The sequence below is a fragment of the Streptomyces sp. BBFR102 genome, assembly GCF_051397025.1.
Taxonomy (GTDB): domain Bacteria; phylum Actinomycetota; class Actinomycetes; order Streptomycetales; family Streptomycetaceae; genus Streptomyces.
This window is the reverse complement of record NZ_CP195757.1, coordinates 3494822-3520262: the sequence shown is the minus strand read 5'-3', so window position 1 is coordinate 3520262 and position 25441 is coordinate 3494822. Positions and strand designations below refer to the sequence as shown.

Here is a 25441-nt window from a genome sequence, read left to right as displayed (position 1 = left end):
TCCCACGCCTGCCGCAAGCGGAGTGGACAAGGCAGACTGTCCTTGCGTTTCCCCGTATGCACAGGGCGGGACCGAAGAGGCGCGGACGAGTGGACGCAGGGGGTCGGGATGAACGGCGGAGCACCGGTACCGGAGCAGCGCTCGGTCTCCGGCGGCGTGCCGGAGCAGCCCCCTCCGCCGGATACGGAGCGAATCGCTCCGGCGGGCGGCTCCCGACCGGCGGACGGCGCCGAAGGCGCCGACTCCGGTTCCGCGATGCGGTACGCGGTCCTCGGGCCCGTCCGGGCCTGGCGCGGCGGCGACCGGCTCACCCCCGGCACCCCGCAGCAGCAGGCCCTGCTCGCCGTCCTGTTGCTGCGTGAGGGCCGTACCGCCACCGCGCCGGAACTCATCGACGCCCTGTGGGGCGAGGACCCGCCCTCGCAGGCACTCTCCGCGATCCGCACGTACGCCTCGCGGTTGCGGAAGATCCTCGACCCGGGCGACCTCACCAGCGTCTCCGGCGGCTACGCGCTGAGCGTGCCGCACGGCGCCCTGGACCTGACGGTCGCCCAGGAGCTGACGGCCGAGGCGGAGAAGGCGGCCGGTTCGGGCGACCTGTGCCAGGCCCGCACTCTGCTCAACAAGGCGCTCGGGCTGTGGGACGGCGAGGCGCTGGCCGGAGTGCCGGGCCCGCACGGCCGCACCCAGCGGACCCGCCTGGAGGAGTGGCGCCTGCAACTCCAGGAGAACCTGCTGGAGATGGACCTCGAACAGGGCTGCCACACCGAGGCCGTCTCGGAGTTGACGGCGCTCACCGCGGCCCACCCGCTCCGCGAGCACCTGCGTGAGCTGCTGATGCTGGCCCTCTACCGCTCCGGCCGCCAGGCCGAGGCACTCGCCGTCTACGCCGACACCCGCCGCCTGCTCGCCGAGGAGCTGGGCGTCGACCCGCGCGCCGGCCTGCGGGAGCTCCAGAGCCGCATCCTCGCCGGGGACCCGGCCCTCGCCGAGCCCGAGACGTCGGCCGAGCAGCCCGCGTCGGCGCCGGTGCGACCGGCCCAGCTCCCGGCCGCCGTGCCGGACTTCACCGGGCGGGCCGCCTTCGTCGCCGAACTGGGCGACGCGCTCGGTTCGGCCGGCGGCCGGGTGATGGCGGTCTCCGCCGTCGCGGGCATCGGCGGCGTCGGCAAGACCACCCTGGCCGTGCACGTCGCGCACGCCGCCCGGGCCGCCTTCCCCGACGGCCAGCTCTACGTCGACCTCCAGGGCACCGACGGCAGCGCCGCCGACCCGGAGACGGTCCTCGGCGCGTTCCTGCGCGCCCTCGGCACCCCGGAGTCGGCCGTTCCGAGCGGCCTGGACGAGCGGGCCGCCCTGTACCGCTCCATCCTCGACGGCCGCCGCGTCCTGGTCCTCCTCGACAACGCCCGCGACGCCGCCCAGATCCGGCCGCTGCTGCCCGGCGCCGGAGGCTGCACCGCCCTCATCACCTCCCGGGTGCGGATGGTGGACCTGGCCGGGGCCCACCTGGTCGACCTGGACGTGATGTCGCCGGAGGAAGCGCTCGAACTCTTCACCCGCATCGTCGGCGCCGAACGCGTCGGCGCGGAGCGCGAGGCCGCCCTCGACGTGGTCGCCGCCTGCGGCTTCCTCCCGCTCGCCATCCGCATCGCCGCCTCCCGGCTGGCCTCCCGCCGCACCTGGACGGTCTCGGTGCTGGCCGCCAAGCTCGCCGACGAGCGCCGCCGCCTCGACGAACTCCAGGCCGGCGACCTCGCCGTGAAGGCCACCTTCGAGCTGGGCTACGGCCAGTTGGAGCCCGCGCAGGCCCGCGCCTTCCGGCTGCTGGGCCTCGCCGACGGGCCCGACATCTCGCTGAACGCGGCCGCCGCCCTGCTCGACCTGGACGCCGACGCCACCGAGGACCTCCTCGAATCCCTCGTCGACACCAGCCTCCTGGAGTCCGCGGCCCCGGGCCGCTACCGCTACCACGACCTGGTCCGCCTCTACGCCCGCGCCTGCGCCGAGCGCGACGAGGGCCCGGCCCGGGCCGCCGCCCTCTCCCGCCTCCTCGACTTCTACCTGGCGACCGCCGCCGGCGTGTACGCCCTGGAGCGCCCCGGCGACCAGCTCCACGCCCACCTGGCCCCCACCGAGGTGCCGGGCCTGGCCTTCACCGACCGTACGGCCGCCTGGGACTGGCTCTACCGGGAGGCGTCCTGCCTGCTGGCCTGCGTGCGCCAGCACGCCGGGGGCGCCACGCTGCGGCGCGCCGTCGACCTGCTCTTCGCGGCGAAGGACCTGGCCGAGTCGGGGGCCGACGCGCGCCAGTACGAGCAGGTGGCCGCGGTGGCGCTGGCCGCCGCCGAGGAGCAGGGCGACCTGCTGGCGCAGGCCAGGGCGCGCACCACGCTCGCCCACTCCTACCGGCTGACCGGCAAGTTCGCCCAGGCGGACGAGGAGGCGGACCACGGCGTGCGACTCAGCGCCGCCGCCGGCGACCCGGTGGCAGGCGGCTATGCCTCCAACATCCGCGGCATCGCGGCGATCTACCAGAACCGGCACGCCGAGGCACGTGTGTACCTCGGCCGCGCCATCGAGGAGTTCCGCGCCGACGCCAACCGCCCCGGCGAGGCCAGCGCCCTCAGCAACCTCTCCCGCGTCCTGCTGGAGAACGGCGAGTCCACCGAGGCGGTCGCCCTCGCCGAACGCGCTCTCGCCATCTACAACGAGGTCGGCCTCACCTGGCGGCTGGCCAACGGCATGTACGCCCTCGGGCTCGCCCTCGCCGCCTCCGGGCGCCACGACGAGGCGATGGACCAGCTCGGTGGGGCGCTGCCGGTCTTCCAGGAGAACCGCCAGCCGCTCTGGGAGGGCATGACGCTCTTCCGCATGGCCGAGATCGCGCTGGACACCGGGGAGCCCGCCAGGGCCGCCACCCTCGCCGAACAGGCCCTCGCGCAGCTGCGCAGGATCGGCGGCGACTGGCGGCGCGGCAACGTCCTCACCGTCCTCGGCAAGGCGCTCTTCGCCCTCGGTCAGCAAGGCCGTGCGCGCGCCTGCTGGACGGAGGCCCTGGGCGTCTACGAGCACCTGAGCAGGCCGGAGGCGTCGGACGTGCGCGAACTGCTGGCGCACGCCCCGCAGTGAGTGTCAGTCACCCCCTCTAAGGTGCGAGCACGTTCATCGAACGTTTATCGGCCTCCGCCATGCTCCTCGTATCGATCCGTCGCGTCGGGGGGCAGGCGGATCGCCGAGGCCGCCCCGCGGGGTGGTCAGGGTTCTGTCCGGCGTCCTCGGGGGAGGCGCCGGGCGCACCCCTTTCCGGCGACGGCCTGTCCGGCCTGATCAACCGCACCGGCCGGCCGCCGGAACCGCGCACCATCCGGACCGTTCAGGACATCAAGACATGGAGTCCCGCATGAGTGAAGAGAAGAAGAAGGACCCGACCGTGGTCAAGCCCCAGGACGACCACGTCACCGGCGGCAAGGACCTGAAGCCGCTCGACGACCACGTCACGGGCACCAAGCCGCTGGACGACCACGTCACCGGCGAAGAGGTCTGACCTTCCTCCGCACGTCCTCCACCCGCACGGGGGGTGCGGGTCCGCGGTCCCAGGGGGGAGCCGCGGGCCCAGAGGGAGGAGGAACGGGGGGAATGCACGGGGGATCGGCCGCGGCGGCGCGGAGGGGGAGCCGTCGCGGCCGACGTGCGTCCGGGCGCGGGCCGCAAAACCAGGTGCGCGACCGGCGCCGGTACGCCACCGTGCCCCCATGAGTTCACGCGTACGCCACATCACTCTCGACAGCCACGACCCTTACGCCTTGGGCCAGTTCTGGGCCCAGGTCCTCGGCGGGCGCCTCGCCGACGACGACTTCCCCGGCGACCCGGAGGCCCTGGTCCTCGCCGAAGGCGCCACGCTCCTCCTCGTCACCGTGCCGGAGACCAAGACGCTGAAGAACCGCGTCCACCTCGACCTCCAGCCCGAGGACCGCTCCCGGGACGAGGAGGTCACCCGCCTGCTGGGGCTCGGAGCCCGCCTGGTCGACGATCGGCGCCGCCCGGACGGCCGCGGCTTCGCGGTCCTCGCCGACCCGGAGGGCAACGAGTTCTGCGTGGAGCCGTCGGCCGCCGAACGTGCCGCCTGACCCGTCGCCGTTCCGCGTCCGCCGCCCCGCAGCCTCCCCGAAAGCGAGCCACGTGCCCGGCCGCTCCCCCGTCTTCACCCCCCGCCCCCTGCGCACCGACCGCCTCGACCTGCTCCCCCTGCTCCCGGCCCACGCCGACGCGCTGGCTCCCGTCCTCGCCGACCGGGCCCTGCGCACCTACACCGGCGGCGAGCCGCTGGACGCCCCGGCGCTGCGGGAGCGGTACGCGCGCTGGGCTGCCGGGTCGCCCGATCCCCAGGTGGTGTGGGCCAACTGGGCGGTGCGGCTGCGGGAGGCCGAAGCCCTGGTGGGGACCGTGCAGGTGACCGCGGGCCCGGGGCCGGCCGCCGAGGTGGCGTGGGTGACGGGCACGGCGTGGCAGGGCCGGGGCATCGCCACCGAGGCGGCCACGGCCCTGGTGTCGGAGCTGCTGCGGCAGGGCGTGCCGACCGTGGTCGCCCACGTCCACCCGGAACATGCCGCCTCCGTCGCGGTCGCCTCGGCGGCCGGCCTGCGCCCGACCCCGCACTGGCAGGACGGGGAACGGCGGTGGGAGCGGACCGGAGGGACCTCCTAGGAAGCGGTCCGCCCCGGCCGGCTCAGGCGGGTGCGTCGCGGAGGGTCAGTGCCCCGGCGAGGTCGAGGTCGGCCTGGGTGCCGTGCGCGCCGGCGCGGACGAGGAGCACCGCGCCGAGCGCGGTGCTCCAGAACGTCCTGGCCTCCACGTCGAGGGGGCGCCCGACGCTCCAGCCGCGTTCGTCGAGGAGCTGACGCACGAACCGCTCCGACTGCCGGAAGAGCAGCTGGAGATGCTGGTCGATCACGGGGGCCAGCTCCGGCTTGGCGATCCCGGTGGCGAGCGCCCGGGAGACCGGCGGGAGCGAGGGCAGCGACAGGACGGCGCGGGAGACGTTGCGCCGGAAGGCGGCGGCGTCCGGGGCCTGGCGGCCGACGCGTTCGACGCGCCGGGTGTCGTGCAGCAGCCCGAGGAAGGCGGCGCGCACGAGAAGCGAGTCCTTGGACCCGAAGTAATAGGTGACCTGGTTGGGGAAGACCCCGGCCGCCTTCGCGATCTCCGCGACGCTCACCTCGGCGCCCGACCGTTCCTTGCAGAGCCGGGCGGTGACCTCGATCAGCCGGTACCGCGTCGCGCGACCACGGTCGAGCGACGCAGCCGGGTCAGTCCGGGTTTCACCTGGCTTCTTCTTCATCCGGGAATTGTATGTGATACAACTCGGCCGTTGACTTGTATCGCATACAAGAAGGGTGGAACGGTATGGCGGCGACTGAGGTCGTGGTGACCGGACTCGGCGCGATCACCCCGCTCGGTGGAGACGTGGGCTCCACCTGGGAGGCCCTGCTCGCCGGCGAGTCCGGCATCCGCGGGGACACCCTGCCCGGCCAGGAGGAGACCGGCCTTCCCGACCCCGTCGCGGGAACGATGGCGGCCGACCCTGCCACCTCGCTCCCGCCGGTTCGGGCCAGGCGGCTGGACCGCGCGCAGCAGGCGGTCCTCGTGGCGACGGCCGAGGCGTGGACCGACGCGGGCGCCCCCGAGGTGGACCCGGATCGGCTGGCCTCGGCGATCGGGACCGGTATCGGCGGCGTACGGACGCTACTGAAGGAGGACGACGTACTGGAGGCATCCGGGGCCCGGCGCGTCTCACCCCGTACGGTCCCGATGCTCATGCCCAACGCGGCGGCGGCGCTGGTCAGCATCGAGTACGGCGCCCGGGCCGGGGCCTACACGCCCGTGTCCGCGTGCGCCTCCGGTGCCGAGGCGATCGCCCTGGGGGCCCGGCTCATCCGGGCCGGTGAGGCGGATCTGGTGATCGCCGGCGGGACGGAGGCCGCGATCACTCCCCTCACCCTCGCCGGCTTCGCCCGGGCGCAGGCACTGTCGCGGTGGACCGCCGACCCGGCCTCCGCCTCCCGCCCCTTCGCCGCGGACCGCGGCGGCTTCGTCCTCGGCGAAGGCGCTGCCGTCCTGGTGCTGGAGAGCGCCGCACATGCCGCCGCCCGGGGCGTGCACGTCCACGCGGTGCTCGCGGGTGTCGGGATCGCCGCCGACGCCCACCACATCACCGCGCCCGCCCCCGACGGCGCCGGGCAGATCTCCGCCATGCGCAAGGCCCTCGCCCAGGCAGGTCTGGAACCCGGCCGGATCAGCCACGTCAACGCCCACGCCACCGGCACCCCGGTCGGCGACCTCGCGGAGGCGCGGGCGATCGGGCAGCTCTTCGGCCGCGCCACCACGACCGCCCCCAAGGCGTCCCTCGGCCATCTCTTCGGCGCCGCCGGGGCGATCGAGGCACTCCTCGCCGTCCTCAGCGTCGAACACGGCGTCGTCCCGCCGACCCGCAACCTCTCAATGGCCGGCGTCGACCCCGAGATCACCCTCGACGTCGTCACGGAGCGGCGCGACGCCCCGCAGGAGGCCGTACTCAGCAACTCCTTCGGGTTCGGCGGGCAGAACGTCTCACTCGTCGTCACCGCCGCCCGGCACCGGGCGTCCCGCGCCGCGTAGCCCGGCCCCCGCGCCCCGGTCTCGCGGCGGGGTCAGGCGGTCACCGCGCTGACCCGGTCGACCTCGCAGTCGCGGACCTGGGCGGCCTTGCGCGGGCTGGTCATGCGGACGGTGACGGTGCGGGTCTCGCCGGGGGCCAGGCGCAGGCTGGTGGTGGGACTGTCGAGGGTGGCGCCGGCGGCGTTCTCGAAGTGCAGGGCGAGGCTCACGCTCAGGTCGTCCACGGCGGCGTGGGAGGTGACCCGGAGCGCCGCCGTGGAGTCGGCCCTGGCGCGCTTGGTCCGGCCGGGGCCCGCGCAGTCCACGACGGTGACGGTGACCTGGTCGGTGGTGGTGGACGAGGAGGAGCCGCCGGTGGAGGACGCGGTGTCGTCCTGGCGCGAGTCGCGGTAGCTCCCCCGGTACCCGCCGCCGCGCGAAGTGTCGTTGTCCTTCTTGGAGCTGGAGCAGCCGCCACCGGAACCACTCGACGAACGGCTCTTGCCCTTGGAACCGCTCTTGGAGCCGCCGCTCGCGCTGGAGAAGCCGGTCAGTGCCAGCACCACCACGATCAGCACCGCCGAGAAGCGCAGGTGTCGTCGCATCCGAAGTCCCCCGTGTCTCCTTGCCGCGCGCCCGTACGCCGGCGCCGTACGGGTGTTCACGCTAGCGGCGCCCGCCACCCGGCCGGCCGCCGGGGACAGGGCTGCGACGGGACCTTTACCCGCTCTTGACCGAGCGCGGACAAGCTTTCCCGGGTCAGGGCCGGGCCGCCGTCCCCGTCCCCTTGACCGCGTCCAGCGCGTACACGCAGCGGTCCTTGCTGCACGCGTACACCACGTTGCCGTGGACGACGGGGGTGCCGGTGATCTCGCCGCCGGTGGCGAGCTTCCAGCGGAGCTGGCCGCCGGCCGCGTCGAGGGTGTAGAGGCAGTGGTCGGCGGAGCCGAAGTGGATGCGGCCGCCGGCCGCGACGGGCGAGCCGATGACCTCGCCGCCCGCCTGGAACCGCCACTTCGGGGTGCCGGTGACCGCGTCCAGGGTGTACAGGCCCTTGCCGCTGCCGACGTGCACGTGGCCGCCGGCGACCAGCACCGGTTCGGTGGCCGAGCGCGCCTCGGTGGCGATCCGCCAGCGATCGCGGCCGTCGGTGGCGTCGAGGGCGTAGACCGTACCGAGGTAGTCGGTGAGGTAGACGCCGCCGCCGGTGACGGACGGGCCGGGGGCGAAGGCGGGCGGGGCGAGGAAGACGGCGGGCGACTCGAAGTGCCAGCGGACATGGCCGCCGAGCACGTCGATGGCGAGCGCGCGGGTACCCGCCGCCACGTACACGTACCCGTCGGACGCCTGGGTGAGCCGGACCGGGACGCCACCGCAGGAGGCCGCGTCGCCGATCGGGTACGACCAGCGCTCCTGGCCGGTACGGGCCTCCAGGGCGCGCAGCCGGGCGTCCTGCCAGACGTAGACGGTGCCGTCGTGGACGACGGGGCCGGCCTCGGGGGTCTCGAAGTCGGTCTGGGTGCCGTTCAGTTCCCACAGCTTCTCGCCGTTGGCCGCCTCCCACGCCTGGACGCCGCCGCCCCGGGTGCCGGTGACCACGGTGCCCCGGTCGGCCTTGAGGGAGTAGACCCAGGCGTCGGTCGGCATCCGCCACAGGTCGGAGCCGTCGGCTGCGTCCAGGGCGTAGAGGGTGGGCCCGTCGGAGGCGTGGATGCGGCCGTCGGCGACCGTCATCGACCAGGCGACGTCACGGGTCTTGAACCGGCGGCGGCCGGTGGCCACGTCGAGCGCGTGCACCTCGAAGGAGGTGACGTAGACGAGGTCGCCGGCGAGCGTCGGGGTGCCCCACACGTCGTTGGACATGCGGAACCGCCACGGCCGCCAGGAGGCCGGACCGGCGTCCGGCGGCGCGGCCGGCGGCGGGACGGCCGGCACCGGCGGCGCCACGGGCCCGCCGGACGCGGCGGCACCCCGCGACCAGGAGGCGGCCAGGCCCCCGCCGGGCGGCCCGGCGCGCCGGGCCGCCGCCCTGCTGTCGGCGACACGCGGGCCGGGGCCGATCGGCACCGGCAGCCCGGCGAGCCGGACCGGGCCGCCGTCGGGGCCGCCCCCGCCCGGCCGGACGGGCTCGGCGGGCACCCCGTCCGGGGTGTAGGCGGGCGGCGGTGGCATCGGCGGCTGGTGGCGCGGCGGCGGCGGGACGGCGGGCCGGGACCGGGAGCCGGCCGCGACGGCGACACGGCCGCCGCGGCGCTCCTCGATCAGGGCGACGGCGGATTCGGGCAGCCAGGCGGAGGCGGTGCCGCTGTCGTCGCTGCCGGAGCCGAAGAGGTGCGGGGCGAGCTGGGCCTGGAGGTCGGCGGGGCTGGGGCGCAGCGGCGCCTCCATCTGCATGCAGGACTCGATGAGCGGCCGCAGTTCGTCGGGCAGCCCGTCGAGGTCGGGCCCCTCGCGGAGCAGCATGAAGACCGTCTCGACCGGGTTGGCACCGTGGTACGGGGCGTGCCCGGTGGCGGCGAAGACGAGGGTGGAGCCGAGCGAGAAGACATCGCTGGCGCCGGTGACGCTGCGGGAGTCCTTGGCCTGCTCGGGCGACATGTAGGCGGGGGTGCCGACGGCGACGTTGGTCATGGTCAGCCGGGTGTTGGAGACGCCGGAGGCGATGCCGAAGTCGATGACGCGCGGGCCGTCCTCGACGACCAGGACGTTGGAGGGCTTGAGGTCGCGGTGGACCAGCCCGGCGCCGTGGATCGACTGGAGGGCCTCGGCGATGCCGGCGGCGAGCCAGCGGACGGCGGGCGCGGGCAGCGGCCCGCACTCGTTCACTATCTCCTCCAGCGAGGGCGCCGGCACGTAGGCGGTGGCGAGCCAGGGCACGGGGGCGCGGGGGTCGGCGTCGACGACGGCGGCGGTGTAGAAGCCGGAGACGGCGCGCGCGGCCTCGACCTCACGGGTGAAGCGGACCCGGAACAGCTGGTCCTCCGCCAGCTCGGTGCGGACCGTCTTGATCGCCACCCGGCGCCCCGAGGCCGACCTGGCCAGATACACCAGGCCCATACCGCCGGCCCCGAGCCGCGACAGCACCTCGAACGGTCCGATCCGTCTCGGATCGTGCTGCGTCAGCTGCTCCACCACTACCTACCCACCTCCCCGTACGGACCGCCCTCGAAGGCGGTCCCGTGCAGCGTCTCACCCACCGCACCGCCCCCGGCGGTACGCCCCCCGATTGTTCCTGGCCGGGGGGTGCGTGGCGAACCCGGTACCGAACCGGGATGTCCCGTCATGATCCCCTACGAACCGGGCATGCTGCGGCGCCCCGGCCCCCACCGCATCCCACCATGCCCGCTACCCGGTGATGCCACCAGCGTTGGGGAGGGGGTGGCGCCGGGCCACCGGAGCGGCATCGGAGGCCGCCCCCTCCTCCACAGGCTGTGGACGACGGACGGTCACCCCCGGCTCGCGCCGCCCGGCACCCCGGCACCACTCGTCCGGCCCAGCGGACGTCCGCCCGAGGTGCCCGCAGGGCGTACGGGAGGTAGGGGGACGACACCGCCGCAAGGCGTGGACAATCCCCAGGACAACAGTCCGCGCCCCGCCCCCGCACCCCTGCCGAATAAGCGTCCGAGCGCAATGCGAGAGCCATATTCCGGAGCCGTTCGCGGGCCCCTTTACCCCCTCACGAAGGCCATTTCCCTTGGCCTGACCCCATTTGCAGTCGATCGAATCGCGCTCTGTTCGGCCGTCGGTAAGCTGACAGCATGACAGGACAAGTACGCACAGTCGACGGCCGCGTGGCCGGGCGACGCGGTCAGGCGACGCGCCAGAAGTTGCTCGACTGCCTCAGCGAAATGCTCCACTCGTCGCCTTACCGGGACGTCAAAGTCATCGATGTCGCCCGCAAGGCCGGAACATCGCCCGCGACCTTCTACCAGTACTTCCCCGATGTCGAAGGGGCGGTGCTGGAGATCGCCGAACAAATGGCCTCGGAAAGCGGCTCTTTGTCGGAAGTCCTGGAAGGGCGCAGCTGGGTCGGGAAAGCCGGCTGGCAGACGGCCCAGGACTTCGTGGACGACTTCCTCGACTTCTGGAAGAAGAACGACGCGATCCTCCGCGTGGTCGATCTCGGCGCCGCCGAGGGCGACAAGCGGTTCGCCAAACTCCGCGTGAAGATCCTCAACTCCGCGACGACCCCGCTCACCGGCTCCATCAAGGAGCTCCAGGCGAAGGGCCGCGTCGACAAGGACATCACCCCCGCCGCGGTCTCCGGCGCCCTGGTCGTGATGCTCTCGGGCGTCGCCTCCCAGCTCAAGGGCTTCCAGACCTGGGGGGTCAAACAGGCCGACCTCCGTCCGAACCTGGCCCAACTGGTCCACCTCGGCGTCACCGGAAAAAAGCCCACGAAGTAATCCCCGCCCCCACCCCAGCGGAAACGTCCCTCCGCCCCCCTGCCTCCGACCCCCTGTCCTGTCTACACGACGGAGACGAACCACCCCGCCGACACCTGAGGCCACCGAGAACCGACACGGCCGCCCTGAAGCCCAGCCACACCCCAGCCCGGCCGGCGCTTGAGGCCATCTTGAACCGGCACGGTAGAAACCGAAGCCCAGCAGAGAACAGCCCGGCCGGCGCCTGAGACCACCCCACCCCGGCCCAGAGGCCGAACCGCACCCCGAGCTCATGGGCAACCATGCCCCATGAGCACCCCAGCCAAGACCCTCGAAACCCTGCTGCGCCAGCAGCACCCCGCACAGACCAACCCCCCACCCTTCAACCCTGCGGGCACCCCGGCGGAGCCGCTCCCCCTGTTCGTGGAGTGGTTCGCCGAAGCCGTCGAGGCCGGCCAGCCGGAACCGCACACCCTGTCCCTGGCCACGGTGGACACCGAGAGCACCCCGGACGTCAGAACGGTCACCCTGCGCGGCGCCGACGAACGGGGCTGGCGCGTCGCCACCCGCGCCGACAGCCGCAAGGGCCGTCAGCTGGCGGCCACCCCGAAAGCCGCCCTGGGGTTCTACTGGCCCACCCGGGCCCGCCAGATCCGCATCCGCGGCCCGGTCCTCCCCGCCTCCCCCGAGGAGTCCCAGGCGGACCTGCACGCCCGCTCCACCGGCGCGCTGGCGGCGGCCCTGACCGGGCGGCAGAGCACCCCGCTGGGCTCGCTGGACGAGCTGGCCGCGGCCTCCACCGAGGCGTGGCGCACGGCGAAGGCGGAACCGGAGCTGAACGTGGCGCAGTGGACGGTGTACGTCGTGGCCGCCACCGAGGTCGAGTTCTGGCAGCACGACCCCGCCCGCCGCCACGTCCGCCTCGCCTACCGCCGCCCCTCCCCGGACACCGCCACCTGGACCAGGCGACTCCTGTGGCCCTGACCCGCCGCCCGGGACGCGCGTACGCACCGGAGGCGGCCGAGCCGGTCCTCCGGTGCGTACCCGCGTGTGGGCGCGGGTGTCAGAGCTGGTTGGCGAGACGCTTGAACGCGGCCTTGGTACCGGAGCCGGCGATGCCGTCGATGGCGCCGGTGTAGCCGTACCGGGCCTTCAGCAGGCGCTGGAGCGCCTTCACGGTCTCCTTGCCGACGATGCCGTCGATCTTCCCCTTGTAGCCGTTGTACTTCTTCAGCGGCCGCTGGATGCCCTTCCAGCTCTCGGTGCCGAGCAGCCCGTCGATGGCGCCCCGGTAGCCCCAGTTGGCCTTGATGTCGCGCTGGACCTTCTTGGCCTCGGCGGAGGTGAGGCCGAGGTTGTCGACGGCGCGCGGGGCGAGGGCGGCGGCGCTCGCCGCGGGCTGCGCGGCCGGGGCGGCGGCGGCCGTCCCGGCCACCCCGAGGGTGCCGGCCGCGATCCCGACGGCGGTGGTGACACTGACGAGCGTCCTGGTCAGGGCACGCATGTGATTCCCCTTCGCTGGGCGGAGAGCCGATCCGACGCCGGCTCTGCGCCCAGACTGAGCCCGTCGCCCCGGCCGGGGCGACGTCCGCCGCGCCGATGCGGAGCGGACGGGACGGCACCCCCGCTGACCTGGTGGGACGCGGCGGGGCGCGGGAGACGGTGGGACGCCCCCCGGTCTTCGGCCCGGCCCGCCCCGAAGGCGTACTCCTCGAACGCGGCCAGCGGCTCGTAACCGAGCCTGCGGTACAGCCCGTTGCTGGTCGGGTTGGCGAGGTCGGTGAAGAGGACGGCCTCGTCGCCGCCCGCGGTGATCCGGGCGCTGAGGTCGGCGGTGACGGCGCCCGCGTAACCGCGGCCACGCAGCTCGGGCGGGGTGTAGACGGTGCTGACGCGGACCGAGCCCGCGACGGGGCGGGTGGCGACGGCCATGGCGACGGGCCGCCCGCCGTCCTCCCAGAGCCGGATGCCGCGCCGGGCGAGGCCCGCGTCCACCCAGGCGCTCGCGCCGAGGCCGGCCGTCACCCCCACCGCGGCGGCGAACCCGTCGTGCCACCGCTCCAGCGTCGCCCGGTCGTCCTCGCGCGCGGTGCGGGCGCGGCCGGGGGGCGGTGCGGGGCGGTGGAGGGTGCCCAGCCGGTGGAGGCGCTTGCGGAAGGTGCGGCGGGTGGCCTGGCCGGTCGCGCGGGCCCACTCCTCCGCGAAGGCGCGGGCCTGTTCCGCCTCGGCGCCGATGCCGCCGAGCGCGGACCCGTCGTCCCCGGCCAGCGACCGGGCCAGCCCCCGCGCGCCCGCCTCGTCGCCGCCGAACAGCATCGCCGGGAACGGCGGGGTCCACAGCAGCACGGCGGCCACCTCGCCGGACACCTCGCGCCAGCCGAAGCGCGGGCGCTCGTCGCCGTACAGGTCCTGGCCCTGCCGGGCGAGCGTGTCCGAGACCGTCAACGCCACGGTGTGCAGGGCGGGCCGGGACCGCAGGTACGGCCCGGCGACCTCCAGGAACCCCTCCAGCGACCTGGTACGCCGCCACCCTCCCGCCGCCTGAACGCCGTTCGGCCCGTCGCCGGCAACTCCCATGTCCCACTCCTCGTCCTCTCGGCCGGACCGGCGCGGCACCGCCCGCCCAGGTCCCGGCATCCTCACCGCACCCCCGGCCACCCGCCACCGAATTCACCACCCCCGTCCCGGGCCCCTCCCCGGCCGCACGTCGTATCAACTGCCCGACCGCACCGGTGATTTCCGCATACGTCCCGCCTCATCCGCGACCGTGACCCATTCGCAACGGATTTCAGCCGTCCACGCCGTCCTCCGGCCGCCAGGATCACTACGCTCGACGCTCATGACCGACGCTCAGCCCTTCACCGCTCCCACCCCCGCGCACACCGTGCACCCCGTGTACGTGATCGGCGGCGGGCCCGGTGGGTTGGCGGTCGCCGCCGCGCTGCGCGGGCACGGGGTGCGCGCGGTGGTCCTGGAGAGGGCGGACGCGGTCGGCGCCGCCTGGCGCGGCCACTACGAACGTCTGCGGCTGACCACCACCCGGCGCCACTCGGCCCTGCCGGGCGTACCCATGCCGCGCTCCTTCGGCCGCTGGACCTCCCGCGCCGACCTGGTCCGCTACCTCGACAAGTACGCGGAGTTCCACGAGCTGGAGATCGTCACCGGCGTCGAGGTCGCCCGCGTCGCCCCGGCCGAGGGGGACCTGTGGCGTCTGGAGGCATCCGGCGGCAGGATGCTGACCGGCAGTGCCGTGGTCGTCGCCACCGGCTGGAACCACACCCCGCACCTGCCCGAGTGGCCCGGCCGGAAGAAGTGGACAGGAACGTTCCTGCACGCCTCCCGCTACCGCGACGCCCGCCCGTACGAGGGCCAGGACGTCCTGGTCGTCGGCGCGGGCGCCACCGGCTGCGACCTCGCCGCCGACCTGGCCGAGGGCGGCGCCGGCCGGGTCCGCCTCGCCGTCCGCACACCCCCGCACCTGCTGCGCCGCTCCACCCTCGGCTGGCCCGCCCAGCGCTCCGCGCGGCTGGCCCGGCGCATCCCCGCCGGGCTCGCCGACGCCCTGCTGCGCCTGCACCGGATCGGCGTGCCCGACCTGTCCGCGCACGGGCTGCCGCGTCCGCCCCATGGCCCGTACAGCGGGGCCAGGGCCGGACGGCCTCCGGTCCACGCCACGGAACTCGCGGCGCTGGTGCGGCGGGGCGCGGTCGAGCCGGTCGCCGCCGTCGAGGCGTTCGACGGGGCCGAGGTGGTCCTCGCCGACGGCGCCCGGATCACCCCGGACGCCGTCATCGCCGCCACCGGCTACCGGCGCGGCCTCGACGAACTCCTCGACGGCCTCGACCTCCTCGCCCCCGACGGCACGCCGTCCCCCGACACCTCCGCACCCGGCCTCTACTTCACCGGCTTCGGCGACCCGGTCGACGGCACCCTCCGCCACCTCGCCCGCGACGCCGCCCGCACCGCCAAGGCCATCCCCCGCGACCGGGCCCGCCTCCTACGGAGCCGCGCCAAGGCCGCAGCGGAACGGTCCAGGGCCACGTCCAGAACCGGGCGCAAGAACTCCGGCAGGGCCGTGGATGCCCCACCCGCCAACCTGCCCACCCCGAGCGGGACCCACCCCGACAAGGACTCGACCCCGGCCTGACCCCCCGTCCACCCCCACGCGGCCTCGCGCCCCGGCGAGGCTGTCTCCTGCCGAGCTCCGACTCGCCCCTACCGGCGCCGACTGGCCTCATGCGCCGGCCGGGCTGTCCTCGGCTGGGGTTCGCCCAGACTGTGCCGCCTCCTGGCCGTGCCGGCCCGGGATGGCCTCAAGCGCCGGCCGGGCTGTCTTCGGCTGGGCTCCGCCCCGATCTGCCGCCTTCTGACCGTTCCGGTCACCGATTGGCCTCAAGCGCCGGCCGGGCTGGGGTGGCCGGGGTGTGGCTGGGCTGTCGTCCGCCCGCGCCTCTTTGCCCGTGCCGGTCACCGATGGCCTCAAACGCCGGCCGGGCTATAGGGGTTCGCGGTTCCTCCGGTGCGTGGGTGGGGCGTGGCCGCGCCGGGGTACCTCCTCACAAACTGCCGGGTGCGGGGACAGTTGGAGCATGGCGGGTTGGCGGCAGTTTGCTGCGGGGGCACCCCGACACGACCCCACCCCACGGTCTCGTACGCGGCCAACCGCCGGGAAGTGGATAGGGCCGTCACCCATTGCCCGCTCCCCCACAGTCACCACCGTCCTCCCCTCAGCAGGCCACAAAGACTCCTCGGGGACGGTCTGTTTTCTCTCCTCCCACCGGCGGTTCGACGCCGACGAGAGGGAAGGGCGGGGCCGTGCCGGGGTGCCCCCGCAGCAAACTGCCCCGAGCCCGCCTTGAAGCGACTGTCCCCGCACCCGGCAGTTTGTGAGGAGGTACCCCGGCACGGCCACGCCCGACCAACACGACGAACGAACCGCGAACCCCCACAGCCCGGCCGGCGTTTGAGGCCAATCGTTGACCGGCACGGGCAAGAAGGCGGCAGAACGGGGCGAACCCCAGCCCCATCCCAGCCCGGCCGGCGCCTGAGGCCATCCCGGGCCGGCACGGCCAGGAGGCGGCATAGTCTGGGCGAACCCCAGCCGAAGACAGCCCGGCCGGCGCATGAGGCCAGTCAGCGGGCAGGACCGCCCAGTTCCAGCGCCTCAGAGCCCCCGCGGCAGCGCATACCCCGGCACCACGGCAGTCTCGAAGGCGGACGCCGGGCCAACGACCTGCGGGTCGATCTCGCACCAGATGCGCTTCCCCTCACCCTCAGGCTGCCACCCCCAGCGGTCGGCGAGTCCGTCGACCAGTTCCAGGCCGCGGCCACCCGTCTCGTCGCGGCCGGCGTGCCGCTGGAGCGGCGGGTGGGAGCTGGCGTCCGCGACCTCGACCCGGACGGTGCCGGACGGGCAGCCGGGCGCGGCGGGCAGCCGTATCCGCAGCACGGCCGGGGAGCCGGTGTGCACCACCGCGTTGGTGACCAGCTCGGACACGATGAGGATCAGGGTGTCGGCGAGCGCGTCGTCGACCCCCGTACCGGGACCCGTGAGCCGGGAACGGGCCCATCGGCGGGCCCGCCCGACCTCCGCGGGATCGGCCCCGACCTCCAGCTGAACTTGAAGCACCTGCACCGCTCACACCATCCGAACCGGCGGACACATCGCCTCGCGCCTCCACAGGGTCACGGAACGTGATCCCCTGGAGAGACAGCATGGTTGACGTACAGTCACCCCAACAAGCGCTTCGGGCATATTCCAGCGCGAAGGAGTACGCGTGCCGCATACTGTGCGACGCGCGCCGAGGGGAGTCGAACACGAGGCCTCCCCGCGTCGCCGCGCCCGGCGACCGGCGCACGCGACGGGTTGCGGGGCCGTCTCGTGGCACCGCCGGGTCGAATCGGACGCGCACCGCTCGTCTCCGCCGCAGGTACCTGAGCGGCCGGGCGACTCCATGCCGTGACGGGTGATCGCGACGGCGCAATCCGGTATCGACAGACCGTGACCATGTGCGCCCCCGGCGCACGCCGTCGGGACGCGTTTCGCTCCGAGGCGCCGTACGTTCTCCCGGCGCCCCTCGTTCACGGCGCGGGCTCCCTCCTCCGCGCCCTCACAGGTCCCGGGCGTCGGGGTCGGCGGTGGTGAAGTAGGCGGCGACGGCCTGGAGCAGGCGGTCCTCGCCGATGCGGCCCTCCTCGCCGTCGAGCGTCTCCACGGCGGCGGTGGCCGTGCCGGGCTCGACGCCCAGCGCGGTGAGCATGCGCACGGTCTGCGTCCGCCCGGCGGCGCGGTCCTCGCCGCCGTCGGCGACGGCCACGGCGGCCCGTACGAAGGGGCGGGCGATCTCCGCGAACCGCTCGGGGCCGTCCCGCAGCCGCTTCACGGCGCTGTGCGCGAACTCGGAGCGGGTGATGCGCTGGTCGCCGTCGCGGTCCGCGATCCCGGCCAGCCCCTGCCAGAGGGCCTCGGCGCCGTAGTAGAGGGCTTGGCCCTTCTCGGAGCGGGCGGTCGCGCCGAACTCGGCGAGCAGGGCCGCCGCGGCGGCGCTGAAGTCCTCGCGGGAGATGTGGCCGTTGCCGTCCTGGTCGAACACGGCGAACCTGGCGGCGATGGTGCGCTGGTACTGGGCACTGTCCATGGCTGGGGAGCGCCTCTCGATCGGTCTGGGCTGCGGTTCCTGACGTGGTCCGCGCACCGCGAGCGGAGCGGCGGCCATCGCCTGGGAGATTACGTCGCCCCAGCCGCGACCTGCGCCGGTTCTCCGCGTTCCGTGCCAGGACCGCGACACTGCGGGCCGCGTGGCCACAGCGGTATCGCGGTACGGAACGGGCAGACCACGGCGCGGGGCAGGGGCGGGGCGCGGGCGGATCAGGCGGTGAGGGGGCTGGCCTGCTCGTCGAGGGCGGCGGCGACGTCCGGGTAGACCTCGAAGAGCCGGCGTACGCCGAGCGCGGCGAGGACACGGTTGACGTGCGACCCGTCCTCGGCGCCCTTGGCCGGGAGGATCAGCCGCAGGCTGCCCTGGCAGGAGCGGATCAGGCGGCGGGTCGCGATCAGGACACCGACGCCGCTGGAGTCGCAGAACAGGACGTCGGAGAGGTCGAGGACGAGTTCGTGCCGTCCCTTCGCCACCACGTCGTGGACCCGCTGGCGCACCACCGGGGAGCTGACCAGGTCGAGTTCGCCCGCCACATGGAGCACAGCCCACCCGTCGTGCTCCGCGTCGGTCACTGTGAGCGCCACGCCGCCCTGCCTCCCGTTCGCTGATCCGGAAGCCATTCCTACGCTTCCGCTTCGTACGCGGCTGCCCGGCCGCACTCCCATGAAACACCGCCGTGCGTACCGTTCATGATCCAGCACACCCCGTCATGGCCGAATACCACCCCTCCCCTGCCGCCGTGGCCGGTTCCGGCCGCCCCCACGGCGCGATCAGCACCGACGAGCCGCCCCGCGCGCCCCCTCACGCGTCACGCGCCTCAGCTCGCACCGGGCGACTCCGGGGCGTTCAGGGCACACCGGTACGGCGTACCCGAAGCCCCGCACACCCACTACCACCAGCACGTCCCCTGTGTCAGCACATTCCCGCAAAGGGGGGTGTGAACGCTTTCGGCGCACTACATTGCCTCCCAGAGCCCTGTGCGCGCACCGGCATCCGGAGAACGGCCGGTTCACGTCCGGCCGCTTCCGGGCGCCCTGGGCTCACCGGACCGGGAGGGGACCGTATGACGCCGCGCGACCGGGACCGGCTGATGCGCGAGCGCCTCCTCGACGGCGAGGCAGCCGCCCTCGGCGAGCTGTACGACCGTTACGCGCCCCTCGTGCACAGCCTGGCCCACCGGGTTCTGGAGGACGAGCGGGCCGCCGACCGCGTCACCCGGGACGTCTTCACCCATGCCTGGGAGCGGCCGGGCGACTTCACCCCGGGCGAACGGTCCCTGCGCTCCTGGGTCGCCTCGCTCGCCCACCACCGCGCGGTCGAACTCCTGCGCGCCACCGGCGCCGCCGAGCACGCCGTCACCGGCAACGGCAGCGCCGAGGAGCTGGAGCTGACCGTGAACCGGGCCGCCACCGCCGCCCGCGCCGACTACATCGTCACCGCGATGCCCGCCCCGCTGCGGGCCGCGCTGAAGCTCGCGTACCACCAGCGGCGCGACCACCGGCAGACCGCCGCCGACCTGGGAGTCAGCGAGGAAGAGGTGCGCCGCAGGCTGCGCCTGGGCCTGCAGATGCTGGCCACCGCCGGTGCGCCCCGCCCGCCGGGCGCCCCGCCCGCCTTCTCCGGTGCGATATGAGCGGCGCCCGGCTCGACGTGGACCACCGCGCCCTGATGTCGTACCTCGGCGCCTGGGCGCTCTCCGCCTGCTCGCCCGAGGAGGCGGCGGCGGTCGAGAGCCACCTGCCCGAGTGCGCGCGGTGCGCCGAGGAGGCCCGTCGGCTGCGCGACGCGGTCGGCCTCCTCCACCACGAAGAGCCCCTCAATCTCGATCCGGGATTGCGCGCCCGCGTCCTGGAGAGCTGCCTGGACCGGCGTCCGCCGAAGATCCCGGTACCGGAGTGGGCAGCCGCGTACGACACGGAGACGGCGCGGCTGGACGCGCTGCTCCAGGACATCCAGGACGCCGAATGGCACGCGCCGGTGCGGCTGCGCTGGTTCGAGGGAGAGGAGCAGGTGGGGCGGCGGACCACGGTCGCCGGGGTGATCGGGCACCTGATGACGGTGGACGGCCTGGTCGCGGTCGCCCTCGGCCTGGAGGACCCGCTCGGTGCACGGACCCCGGCCCACCTGGTGGCGCCCGACGCCCGGACCGAGGCCCTGTGGAACGCCTCCCCGGTGCCGCAGACCAGGTCGGTGCGCGGGCCGTGGCGCGAGCAGAGCCACCGGTTGGTCAGCGCGCTGTCGCTGGAGAGCGACCGGTCTGCCGCCCTGGCCGTGGCGTACGGCGGGTACGCGTTGCCGCTGCGGGACTCGCTGCTGGACCGGGCGTTCGAGTGCTGGGTGCACGCGGAGGACATCGCGGCGGCCGTGGACTACCCGTACGACCCGCCCAAGCCGCGCCATCTGCACGGGATGATCGATCTGGCGGCGCGGATGCTGCCCCAGGTGATCGGGCGGCGCCGGCGGGCGGGGCTCGGCCGGGGTGTGCCGGAGCCGGGCGGCGTGCTGCACCTGGAGATCGAGGGCGCGGGCGGCGGCGACTGGTACATCGGGCTGGACGGGACAACCGGGACCGAGGGGACCTCCCGGGACGCCGGGCGGGAGGTGGCGCACGTGGCGCTGGACGGCGTGGAGTTCTGCCGGCTGGCCGCCGGGCGCGTGCCGCCCCGGGAGGCGGCGGCCGGGCAGGACGGGGACGTGGAGGCGGTCCACGAGGTGCTGTTCGCGACGGCGTCGCTCAGCCGGATGTGAGGCCGCGCCGGGCGCACGCCGAGAGGCGTGCGGCGCGCCCGGGGTGGGCCGGGCGCGCCGGGTCCGGCCTGTCCGCCTCAGGCGAAGACGACGGTGCGGTGCCCGTTGAGCAGGATGCGGTGCTCGGCGTGCCACTTCACGGCGCGGGCGAGCGCCTGGCACTCGACGTCGCGTCCGACGGCGACGAGCTGCTCGGGGGTGACCTCGTGGCCGACCCGCTCGACCTCCTGCTCGATGATCGGGCCTTCGTCGAGGTCGCTGGTGACGTAGTGCGCGGTGGCGCCGATGAGCTTCACGCCCCGGGCGTGCGCCTGGTGGTACGGCTTGGCGCCCTTGAAGCTCGGCAGGAAGGAGTGGTGGATGTTGATGATCCGGCCGCTGAGCTGCTTGCAGAAGTCCTCCGAGAGCACCTGCATGTAGCGGGCGAGCACCACCAGCTCGACGCCCTCCCGCTCGACCAGGTCGAGGACGCGCTGCTCGGCCTCGGCCTTGGTGTCCTTGGTGACGGGGATGTGGTGGAAGGGGATGCCGTACGACTCGACCAGTTCGCTGAAGGTCGGGTGGTTGGAGACGACGGCGGCGATGTCCACCGGAAGGGCGCCGATGCGGGCGCGGAAGAGCAGGTCGTTGAGGCAGTGGCCGAACTTGCTGACCATGAGGACGATCCGCATCCGCTCGTCGGAGCGGTGGATCTGCCACTCCATACGGAAGGAGTCGCCGATCGCCGCGAAGGAGGCGCGCAGTTTCTCGACGGAGACCGGGGACTCGGCGGAGAAGGAGACCCGCATGAAGAACAGGCCCGTGTCGTGGTCGCCGAACTGCTGGCTGTCCTCGATGTTGCACCCGGTCATGAAGAGGTAGCTCGACACGGCGTGGACGATGCCCTGCTTGTCCGGGCAGGCGAGGGTGAGGACGTAGCTGTCGGTCGGCTCCTGGGTGGAGCCGCGCGGGGCGGCGGTGGACGGAACGGGCTGGTCAGTCATGCCCGCCAGGGTCCCATATCCGCGAGGGCGTGGCCTCACTCGCCGGCCCGGCTCACTGGCCTGCGGCCCGGCTTACTGGGCTGCGCCCTGCTGGTTGGCCTGCGGCCCTGCTTGGTGGTCCTCCGGCTCGGCTCTGTCCGCCCGTGCCGGTTGCCGACTGGCCTCAAGCGTCGGCCGGGCTGGGGCTGGGCTTCGCCCCGGCTGGGCGGCTCTTTGACCGTTCCGGTCACCGATGGCCTCAGGCGTCGGCCGGGCTGTCTTCGGCTGGGCTTCGCCCCGTTCTGCCGCCCTCTCGACCGTGCCGGTCAACGATTGGCCTCAAACGCCGGCCGGGCTGTAGGGGTTCGCGGTTCGTTCGTCGTCTTGGTCGGGCGTGGCCGCACCGGGGTACCTCCTCACAAACTGCCAGGTGCGGGGACAGTCGCTTCAAGACGGGCTCAGGGCAGTTTGCTGCGGGGGCACCCCGGCACGACCCCGCCCTTCCCTCTCGTCGGCGTCGAACCGCCGGTGGGAGGAGAGAAAACAGACCGTCCCCGAGCAGTCCTTGTGGCCTGCTGAGGGGAGGACTGTGGCCACCGTGGGGGAGCGGGCAATAGGTGACGGCCCTATCCACCCACCGGCGGTTGGCCGCGTACGAGACCGTGGGGTGGGGTCGTGTCGGGGTGCCCCCGCAGCAAACTGCCGCCAACCCGCCATGCTCCAACTGTCCCCGCACCTGGCAGTTTGTGAGGAGGTACCCCGGCGCGGCGCCGCCCCACCCACGTACCGGAGGAACCGCGAACCCCTATAGCCCGGCCGACGTTTGAGGCCATCGGTGACCGGCACGGGCAAAGAGGCGCGGGTGGACGACAGCCCAGCCACATCCGGGCCACCCCAGCCCGGCCGGCGCTTGAGGCCAGCGTGGGCCGGCACGGGCGGACAGAGCCGAGCCGGAGGAAAGCCAAGCAGGGCCGCAGGCCAACCAGCAGGGCCGCAGCCCAGTAAGCCGGGCCGCAGGCCAGTGAGCTGGGCCGGCGAGTGACGCTAGGGGCGCTTGAGGGCGGTCAGGGTTTCCAGGGTGCGCGGGGGCGTGTCGGGGTCTTCGCCGTCTCCGGCGGCGAGCGCCACATGGGCTTGGCGGGCGGCGAGGACGGCCTCGGGCCAGTCGGGGTGCTGGAGATAGACGGGGACGGCCGCGTCCGGGCCCACCTCGTGGAGTATCCGCAGCACCCTGAGGACGGCGGCGTCGACGAGGGCGGCCTCCTGGGCGTCGCGGAAGACGGTGCCCACGTACTTCTCGGCGGACCAGTTGTCGAGCCAGGTGTCCTCGACCAGGCGGTAGACGGCGTCGGTGACGTCGCCGTAGCCGGGGAGGCCGGCGAGCCAGACGGTCTGCTGGAAGGCGGCGTCGGAGAGCATGTGCAGCCCTGAGCGCACATTCAGGCGCCAGCGCCACCACGGCATGTCGGTCATGGGCATGCCGCCCATGGTGGGGGAACGGCGGGCACGACGGGAAGACTTCTCCGAGCTTTGCACGGTCATGGATGGTACGTTCCCGGGCAACCCGCCCGCCGCGCACCCCCAATTCACCTGCCCGTCACGTGCTGTCGCACGCGGATGACGCCAGGTGTCGCCCCGTGGGGAGAGCGTGCGGCCCAGGACCGGCCGTCGCTCCAGCCCCTCACTCGCCCGCAGAACGCGCCGCGCGCGCCCCTGCGCGCCGTACGGCCGACGCCCCACGGGCGCCGTGCGTACGCCGAGGCGCCGTCCTCGGCGCCTTCACGCTGGCGCTGGCGGTGCCGACGGCCGACGGCGGACCGCTGCCCCGCCGGCGCCAGGAGCAGCGGGCGGACGCCGGTCACGGTGATGACCTGGGCACCGGAGCTGACGGGGAGGCCCGCCAGGGCCGAGGCCATCGCCCGCTGGGTCGACGCGTCGCGCGGCGGCGACGGCCAGGAGTGAAGGTGCCGACCTGCGACGGCGGCGTGGACGCGGCGTGCGGTGCGCGAGGAGGTGGTGGCGGTCGTCGGCTCGTACAGCCCGCGCGGGCGGTCGGTCCTCTCGCTGCTGGAGGCGGACGACGCCTCCTACAACGGCGGGTACGGGGTGACCGGCGAAGAATTCACCAGCCCGCTCTCCCGCCCGGTCCGGTCTACGGCGGGCAGGCGGCGCTACTCGGGGCAGCGGGCGGCGGGCTCGGCGAGGAGTACGGCCGGGCCCTCCCGGTGCGGCCCGACTCGGTCGCGGGCGACGCGCTGCCGAGGCTCCTTGACGCGGGAGTGGCCGAGGCGGGCGCGGGGCGCCGGGTCGGCTGACCGCCCACGCTGCCGGGGCTCCTCGACACGGAGTGTCCGCGGCGGGCGCGGGGCGCCGGGTCGGCTGACCGCCCCGGGCGCCGGGCCGCACGGCCTGACGGGGACGCCGGGCGTCGCTCCGTGAGGAGGTGCGGCACCGGTCCGGCCCGGCCGCTCAGAGCTGGGTGGGGGTGTGCTTGGTCAGGCCGTGCTCGGTGGCGATGGAGTTCCAGAGCGGGGCGGCCTCGTTCTTGGCCTTGGTCGCCTCGCCGCTGGCGCGGTTGCCGGCGGCGGTCTGGCCGGTGGAGCGGGCCTGGCCGCCGCGGCAGCCGTGCTTGCCCTTGGTCTGGTCGGCCCAGGTGGCGTACCGGTTGTCGGCCTCCGCGGACGCCTTCCAGGCCTTGGTCAGCGCGGCGGTCAGCCGCTGGTGCTCGGGGAGCTTGTCCACCTGTATCTCGCCGAGCCGGCGGACCAGGTCGTTCCGCTGCTTGGCGGCGTCCCTCAGGTCGGAGGCGGCCTGGTCGAGCGACTCGCACTTCTGGATGTTGGCGACCGAGCGGATGACGGCGGCACGGCTGTTGTTGCTGTCGGCGAGGAGCTGGTCGAGGGCGACGGCCTGCTCGCGCACCGGGTCCGCGGACGGGGAGGGCGAGGGCTTCTCCTCGGCGGGCGCCGGGGCCGACACGTTCTCCGGCTCGCCGCCCTTCTTCTCGTCGTCGCCACCGCTGCTGAGGAGCGCACCCGCACCGAGGCCGAGGACCGCGCAGCCGACCACGACCGCCGCGACCAGCGGCCCCTTGGAACCGGTGCGTCCCCGGGGCGCCGGCTCGGCGGCCTTGCGGGCGGCGGCCCGGCCGGCGGGCGGCTGGGCGGGGCCGCCGTACCCGGGACCGGGCTGGGGCGGGCCCGGGTCGATCCGGGGCATCTGCTGCGTGGCACCGGGGGCGTCGCCGTCGGCCGGGGCCGAGCGGAAGAGGTTGTCGAACTCGGCCGGGGGCTGGCGCTCGCCGGGCTCCTGGCCGTACCCGGCGGGCGGCGACTGGGCGGGGACGGGCGCGATGTACTGGGTCGCGTCCTCGTCCGGCGAGGCCGGGGGCTGCGGGTGGGCGGCGTGGGCGGGGCCACCGGCGCCGGGGTACCGGGTGGGCGCCTGGGGCGCCTCGGGCGGCAGGGCGCCGGGCAGCGGACCGCCGCCCGCCGGGCCCGCGGGCACCGGCGGTATGTACTGGGTGGCGCCCTCGTCGTAGGGCTGGGGATGCGCGGGGGCGGCCGGCACCGGCGCGATGAACTGCGTGGCGTCCTGGTCGCCCGCTGCCGGCGCGGGCTGCTGGGGCGGCTGCGCGGGCGGCAGCGGTCCGGCGCCCTGCGGGGCCGGCGCGGGCGCGCCGGAGCCGTACGGCGGCTGGGGCTGCTCGTGCGGCGGCGGGTACCCGTAGCCCTGCGGCTGCCCGGCCTGCTGGGGCGGCGGGTACCCGTACCCCGGCGGCGGCCCGGCCTGCTGCGCGGGCGGGTAGCCGTAGCCCTGCGGGGGCTGCGGTGCGCCGTGCCAGGCCGGGGCTTCGCCTGTGCCGTACCCGGCGGGCTGCGCCTGGCCGCCCCACCGCTGCTCCTGTTCCTGGGGCCTGCCCCAGGGAGCGGCGCCGGCCGGTCCGGCGGCGTCACCGGCGGGTCCGGGCAGCAGGGGAGAGCTGCCGTCGCCGGGGTGCACGACACCTTCGTGTGCCGGGCCCGTCGGGCGTGGGTGCGGCTCTGCGCCC

19 protein-coding genes and 2 pseudogenes are annotated in these 25441 nt (G+C 74.6%); 10 read left to right on the top strand and 11 right to left on the bottom strand.

Annotation, left to right across the window (positions count from 1 at the left end; genetic code table 11):
• Window positions 1-108 precede the first annotated feature (108 nt).
• The 4 genes and pseudogenes from ACSLIC_RS15790 to ACSLIC_RS15775 all read left to right on the top strand — a co-directional run bounded on the left by ACSLIC_RS15790 (window position 109) and on the right by ACSLIC_RS15775 (window position 4707).
• Window positions 109-3132: an AfsR/SARP family transcriptional regulator gene (locus ACSLIC_RS15790; protein WP_436738337.1), complete on the top strand. Its 3024-nt coding sequence runs from the start codon at window positions 109-111 to the stop codon at window positions 3130-3132.
• Window positions 3133-3403: 271 nt separating this feature from the next.
• Window positions 3404-3547, top strand: coding sequence for a hypothetical protein (locus ACSLIC_RS15785; protein WP_436738336.1), 144 nt, complete (start codon window positions 3404-3406; stop codon window positions 3545-3547).
• Between the two features lie 208 nt (window positions 3548-3755).
• Window positions 3756-4127: pseudogene (locus ACSLIC_RS15780) on the top strand (VOC family protein); the annotation flags it as partial.
• Between the two features lie 55 nt (window positions 4128-4182).
• Window positions 4183-4707, top strand: a complete 525-nt coding sequence (locus ACSLIC_RS15775; RefSeq protein WP_436738335.1) for a GNAT family N-acetyltransferase — start codon at window positions 4183-4185, stop codon at window positions 4705-4707.
• 22 nt (window positions 4708-4729) lie between these two features.
• On the opposite strand, the gene ACSLIC_RS15770 is transcribed toward ACSLIC_RS15775, so the two are convergent.
• Window positions 4730-5341 carry a TetR/AcrR family transcriptional regulator C-terminal domain-containing protein gene (locus ACSLIC_RS15770; RefSeq protein ID WP_436738334.1) on the bottom strand — a complete coding sequence of 204 codons (612 nt, stop codon included), beginning with the start codon at window positions 5339-5341 and terminating at the stop codon, window positions 4730-4732.
• Between the two features lie 65 nt (window positions 5342-5406).
• On the opposite strand from ACSLIC_RS15770, the gene ACSLIC_RS15765 reads away from it, so the two are divergent.
• Complete coding sequence (locus tag ACSLIC_RS15765; protein WP_436738333.1) at window positions 5407-6657, top strand: beta-ketoacyl-[acyl-carrier-protein] synthase family protein; 1251 nt, start codon at window positions 5407-5409, stop codon at window positions 6655-6657.
• A 32-nt stretch (window positions 6658-6689) separates the two neighbouring features.
• On the opposite strand, the gene ACSLIC_RS15760 is transcribed toward ACSLIC_RS15765, so the two are convergent.
• Window positions 6690-7241 (bottom strand): hypothetical protein, encoded by a 552-nt coding sequence (locus ACSLIC_RS15760; RefSeq protein ID WP_436738332.1) that lies wholly within the window; start codon window positions 7239-7241, stop codon window positions 6690-6692.
• Between the two features lie 154 nt (window positions 7242-7395).
• The gene (locus ACSLIC_RS15755) at window positions 7396-9771 is read right to left on the bottom strand and encodes an outer membrane protein assembly factor BamB family protein (RefSeq protein ID WP_436738331.1); all 2376 of its coding nucleotides are present in this window, start codon (window positions 9769-9771) and stop codon (window positions 7396-7398) included.
• A gap of 623 nt (window positions 9772-10394) precedes the next feature.
• Here ACSLIC_RS15755 and ACSLIC_RS15750 point away from each other — a divergent pair.
• Window positions 10395-11042, top strand: coding sequence for a TetR family transcriptional regulator (locus ACSLIC_RS15750; RefSeq protein ID WP_436738330.1), 648 nt, complete (start codon window positions 10395-10397; stop codon window positions 11040-11042).
• Between the two features lie 288 nt (window positions 11043-11330).
• The gene (locus ACSLIC_RS15745; RefSeq protein WP_436738329.1) at window positions 11331-12005 is read left to right on the top strand and encodes a pyridoxine/pyridoxamine 5'-phosphate oxidase; all 675 of its coding nucleotides are present in this window, start codon (window positions 11331-11333) and stop codon (window positions 12003-12005) included.
• Between the two features lie 79 nt (window positions 12006-12084).
• On the opposite strand, the gene ACSLIC_RS15740 is transcribed toward ACSLIC_RS15745, so the two are convergent.
• On the bottom strand, window positions 12085-12525 hold the full coding sequence (locus ACSLIC_RS15740; RefSeq protein WP_436738328.1) for a peptidoglycan-binding domain-containing protein: 441 nt from the start codon (window positions 12523-12525) through the stop codon (window positions 12085-12087).
• Between the two features lie 194 nt (window positions 12526-12719).
• Window positions 12720-13598, bottom strand: a pseudogene (locus tag ACSLIC_RS15735) (GNAT family N-acetyltransferase); the annotation flags it as partial.
• 262 nt (window positions 13599-13860) lie between these two features.
• Here ACSLIC_RS15735 and ACSLIC_RS15730 point away from each other — a divergent pair.
• Window positions 13861-15168: a flavin-containing monooxygenase gene (locus ACSLIC_RS15730; protein ID WP_436738327.1), complete on the top strand. Its 1308-nt coding sequence runs from the start codon at window positions 13861-13863 to the stop codon at window positions 15166-15168.
• A gap of 1017 nt (window positions 15169-16185) precedes the next feature.
• Here the strand turns inward: ACSLIC_RS15730 and ACSLIC_RS15725 are convergent.
• From ACSLIC_RS15725 to ACSLIC_RS15715, 3 genes are all read right to left on the bottom strand, one after another.
• Window positions 16186-16656 carry an ATP-binding protein gene (locus ACSLIC_RS15725; protein WP_436738326.1) on the bottom strand — a complete coding sequence of 157 codons (471 nt, stop codon included), beginning with the start codon at window positions 16654-16656 and terminating at the stop codon, window positions 16186-16188.
• A gap of 475 nt (window positions 16657-17131) precedes the next feature.
• Window positions 17132-17659 carry an EF-hand domain-containing protein gene (locus ACSLIC_RS15720; RefSeq protein WP_436738325.1) on the bottom strand — a complete coding sequence of 176 codons (528 nt, stop codon included), beginning with the start codon at window positions 17657-17659 and terminating at the stop codon, window positions 17132-17134.
• Between the two features lie 230 nt (window positions 17660-17889).
• Window positions 17890-18300: an STAS domain-containing protein gene (locus tag ACSLIC_RS15715; RefSeq protein WP_436738324.1), complete on the bottom strand. Its 411-nt coding sequence runs from the start codon at window positions 18298-18300 to the stop codon at window positions 17890-17892.
• A 443-nt stretch (window positions 18301-18743) separates the two neighbouring features.
• On the opposite strand from ACSLIC_RS15715, the gene ACSLIC_RS15710 reads away from it, so the two are divergent.
• Window positions 18744-19313, top strand: a complete 570-nt coding sequence (locus ACSLIC_RS15710) for an RNA polymerase sigma factor (protein WP_436738323.1) — start codon at window positions 18744-18746, stop codon at window positions 19311-19313.
• The gene (locus ACSLIC_RS15705) at window positions 19310-20428 is read left to right on the top strand and encodes a zf-HC2 domain-containing protein (RefSeq protein ID WP_436738322.1); all 1119 of its coding nucleotides are present in this window, start codon (window positions 19310-19312) and stop codon (window positions 20426-20428) included. Before ACSLIC_RS15710 ends, ACSLIC_RS15705 begins: the two co-directional genes overlap by 4 nt.
• A 77-nt stretch (window positions 20429-20505) precedes the next feature.
• Here the strand turns inward: ACSLIC_RS15705 and purU are convergent, their stop codons facing one another.
• The 3 genes from purU to ACSLIC_RS15690 all read right to left on the bottom strand — a co-directional run bounded on the left by purU (window position 20506) and on the right by ACSLIC_RS15690 (window position 25392).
• Window positions 20506-21411 (bottom strand): formyltetrahydrofolate deformylase, encoded by a 906-nt coding sequence (gene purU / locus ACSLIC_RS15700; RefSeq protein WP_436738321.1) that lies wholly within the window; start codon window positions 21409-21411, stop codon window positions 20506-20508.
• A gap of 1023 nt (window positions 21412-22434) precedes the next feature.
• Window positions 22435-22932, bottom strand: a complete 498-nt coding sequence (locus ACSLIC_RS15695; RefSeq protein WP_436738320.1) for an SCO4402 family protein — start codon at window positions 22930-22932, stop codon at window positions 22435-22437.
• 927 nt (window positions 22933-23859) lie between these two features.
• Window positions 23860-25392 carry a hypothetical protein gene (locus ACSLIC_RS15690; RefSeq protein WP_436738319.1) on the bottom strand — a complete coding sequence of 511 codons (1533 nt, stop codon included), beginning with the start codon at window positions 25390-25392 and terminating at the stop codon, window positions 23860-23862.
• Window positions 25393-25441 lie beyond the last annotated feature (49 nt).